Origin of the sequence: Mesorhizobium sp. M5C.F.Ca.IN.020.29.1.1, assembly GCF_003997375.1 — a bacterium.
GTDB lineage: Bacteria > Pseudomonadota > Alphaproteobacteria > Rhizobiales > Rhizobiaceae > Mesorhizobium > Mesorhizobium wenxiniae.
Genome location: NZ_RZSW01000608.1, coordinates 1 through 3,419, shown reverse-complemented (window position 1 = coordinate 3,419; position 3,419 = coordinate 1). Strand labels below are relative to the sequence as shown.

Annotated in this window: 4 protein-coding genes; 3 read left to right on the top strand and 1 reads right to left on the bottom strand. The window is 58.8% G+C overall.

The features are described from left to right. A partial coding sequence (locus EOA85_RS30700) for a PAS domain S-box protein (RefSeq protein WP_245486158.1) occupies positions 1 to 1,084 on the bottom strand: 1,084 nt, incomplete at its 3' end. A 279-nt stretch (positions 1,085 to 1,363) separates the two neighbouring features. Here EOA85_RS30700 and EOA85_RS30695 point away from each other — a divergent pair. The 3 genes from EOA85_RS30695 to EOA85_RS38270 form a co-directional block, all read left to right on the top strand. Further along, complete coding sequence (locus EOA85_RS30695) at positions 1,364 to 2,176, top strand: universal stress protein (protein ID WP_164759995.1); 813 nt, start codon at positions 1,364 to 1,366, stop codon at positions 2,174 to 2,176. Between the two features lie 125 nt (positions 2,177 to 2,301). Next, positions 2,302 to 2,571 (top strand): DUF6455 family protein, encoded by a 270-nt coding sequence (locus tag EOA85_RS30690; protein WP_127212231.1) that lies wholly within the window; start codon positions 2,302 to 2,304, stop codon positions 2,569 to 2,571. Positions 2,572 to 3,142: 571 nt separating this feature from the next. Next, positions 3,143 to 3,419, top strand: a 277-nt coding sequence (locus EOA85_RS38270) for a group III truncated hemoglobin (RefSeq protein WP_245486156.1), incomplete at its 3' end; no start/stop codon positions are given.

The following is a 3,419-nucleotide window of genomic DNA, read 5'->3' as shown; positions in this document are numbered from 1 at the left end:
CTATTTCTCTTGCGCCGACCAGGGCCAGTGACGAGGCTTCCTCGATGATCGCCGGCAGGCGTTCGACCTGTCGCTCGCTTTCGCCTCGTGCGACGAAGTCCCGAAGATGGCGAATGACGTCTCCGGCTCTCAATGCCTGTTCCGCTGCCTTTTCGACGGCGTCCCTCAGCACCGGCGCGTTCTCTTCCGTGCTTTTTTCGAGAAGCCGTCGGCTGCCCTTGAGGTAATTCGTGATTGCCGTGAGCGGTTGGTTGATCTCATGCGCCAAGGTCGAAGCCATTTCGCCGAGCGCGGTAAACCGCGCCATATGGAGAAGCTCCTGCTGTTGCTCCTGTATTCTTGCTTCCGCTCTGTAGCGTTCGGTCAAGTCCCGGCAGAAACCGGTAAAGAAGCGGCCGGTTCCAGGATGCATTTCTCCGACGGAAAGCTCCATCGGAAAGGTTGAGCCATCCTTACGCATCCCAGTGACGGTGCGGCCGAGCCCGATAATCCGGCGCTCGCCGGTTGATAAATAGCGGTGCAGATAAGCATCATGCTCTTCGCGGTATGGCGACGGCATCAGCAGCTTGACGTTCTGACCCATGACTTCGCTCGACTGGTAACCGAACAGCGTTTCGGCAGCCGTGCTGAAGGATTGAATACTGCCTTGTTCATCGATGACGACCATTGCGTCGGGCACCGTGGCCAGGATCGAACGCAAATGATCTTCGCGCAATCGTAGGGCCGCGTTTGCAAAAGAGAGCTCGCTGACGTCGGTGCCTTCGACAAAAATGGCCGTGACGCGGCCATCGTCCGCCTTGATGGGTTGATAGACGAAGTCGAGGATGCGCTCTTCGACCGGCTCGTCATCCTTGTTGCGAAGGGTGACCTTCACGCCCTGACCCCTGTAGGGCTCGCCCGTTTCGTACACCCGGTCCAGCAGTTCGTAGAAACCCTGACCTTCGAGCTCGGGCAGCGCCTCGCGTACCGACTTTCCTATTACTTGCCTCTGGCCAATCAGGCGCTGATAGGCGGCATTGGTCAACTCATAGACATGACCCGGCTCACGCATCAATGTCATGAACCCCGGGGCTTGCTCGAACATCAGGGAGAGCCGCTCATGCTCGGCCGTGCTGCGCCCTTCGCCGCGAGCGTCGGTCGACAAGTCACGTATTTGTTTGTCGTCCAAATCATGTCCTTTGATCAGCGAACCCGCCACGCAGTCTAATTATCATCATCGCTCTTTCTGCACACGCAAAAACCAATCAGACCGAATAGTCGCGATCGACTCGCTCGCTAGGATTTTTGACTCGCATCAAGGCGTCGAGCGCCGGCGGATGCACTTCATCATCGCATTCAAACGCTCCAGGGAAAGGCGCCCCCAGTGTCCTACAAATCAATTATAGTGAATCTGGCCGTAGATGCATCTCCTGCACCGATGGTGAAGTTGGGGATCGAGCTTGCGGAACGCTTCGGCGCTCACCTTATCGGCCTGGCGGCTGCAGACGTCCCGCCGCTCGTTGCGACCGGCGACGGCATGGTCTACGAAGGCGAGATCATGCAGATCCAGCGGGCAGAAATCGAACAGCGGCTTGCCGAACTGCGTGCCGAATTCGAGAGCCTGGTTCCTGCGTCCATCACCAGCGAATGGGGGCAGGAAGTCTGTAGCCCGACTCCCTTTCTTAGCGTCTCCGCCCGCGCCGCCGACCTCATCGTTACCAGCGGCGGGGAGGGAGAAAATGTCTATCGCGCCGTCGAGATAGGAAGCCTTGTACTCGGCACAGGCCGGCCAGTCCTGATCACCGCAAGCAATGTCGAGCATATCATGGCAAAAACCGTGCTGGTCGCCTGGAAGGACACCCGGGAGGCACGACGGGCGCTGGCCGATGCTTTGCCTTTCCTCGCCAAGGCCAACGAAGTGGTCATCGCCACAATCCATAGCGATCGCGACGACACCATCCGTGACAGCCTCGCCGATGTCGCCGTCTTTCTTGAACACCACGGCATCATGGCGCGAACCGAACTGATCGCCGGCGAGGCTGATGGTGATCGTCTGCTGACATTCGCGCGCTCGATCCATGCTGACCTGGTCGTCTCCGGAGCATACGGCCACAGCCGCCTGCGCGAATGGGCGTTCGGCGGCGTAACGCGTACGCTGATCGGAGAGAGCAGCATCAACCGTTTCATGTCGTATTGACCACCGGTCGCATCAGAAACTTCAAGCCCGCCAGTTTCATCGATCAGAGGGATTCCTGTTGACCGAGATCAATGCAGCGGTCGCCAGCACGGCAATAACCTGCCGGGAAACGGGAGTGAAACGACATGAGTTTTCTCGACTACCTGATTTCAGTTGACGCCAGGACCGCCTTGATGGGCCGCATGATGCAGAAGCTCGGCGTCGACAAACAATTGAAGGTCGTTCCGGACCATGTTGCCGTCACCAATCGGGCGGTGGACCGCTGCCGCTCCTGCGGGCACCAGGATGAATGCTCGACTTGGCTCGACGAACACCAACAAGCCGATGATCCGCCAGACTATTGCCGCAACCGCGACCTGATCGCACGGCTACAGCACGCGGCCGCCCAACGATAGAGTGTCGTGCGGGCATGCTACCGTTCGCGTCACCAGGGCTGCGTGCCGCAGCTTCGCCGATGTCCTGGGGGGTCATCGCTCGCGCAATGTTTCGCATCTGCTGGCTGATATCGTTCCGGCGCATACCGCCCGCGAGCCTGCACTCCGCGCCCATATAAACAGCCGACTGCCCTCAAGCCACGGCTGCCGGCTTTGCTATCAAGGCTGCCATGACAGGAACCTGGGAGCGATGCCTCGCAAAGGCGCACCGCTAACGACAATGCGATGCGCCGGCAGTTCTTGCGCGGGGTGATACGTGCTGATTTGCGGACATCAACAAGGTTGGCCAATAAAGATATATTGACAATGTTTCTTTATGGTGCGATTCCGACCCATATCGATGAACGGCTCCCTTTGAAAGCAAATGCATCGACGCCATCGTGGACGCGACTCCACTCGGCGCGTTGCGGAGCTGTTTGAGTGTGGAAATCATCTTGAGGTCTTTGGGCCTTCGAAAAACAAGAGCGTGCACATGACTGCGAATGGTCGGAGCAAGAGAACGATCATCATCGGTGGTGCCCCGTTGCCGGACATGCTTGACGAGGCCATGATCCGTCTTGTGGTTCACGGCTTTTATGATGAGATTCGCCGCGACGATCTTCTCGGCCCCGTCTTTCATGACGCTATCCAGCCCGAGGCGTGGCCGCGCCATCTGGCTAAGATGTGCGACTTCTGGTCCGCTACGCTGCTCCGGACGTCCCGTTATGAAGGCCGGCCATTACCGCCACACCTGGCGATCTCCGGCCTTGGAGTGGCGCATTTCCGGCGTTGGCTAAAGCTGTTTCGCGCAACCGTGCACCGCATTTGCC

Excerpts from the sequence above, each read along its gene's own strand:
- EOA85_RS30690 (WP_127212231.1), top strand. The coding sequence starts at position 2,302 with ATGAGTTTTCTCGACTACCTGATTTCAGTTGACGCCAGGACCGCCTTG.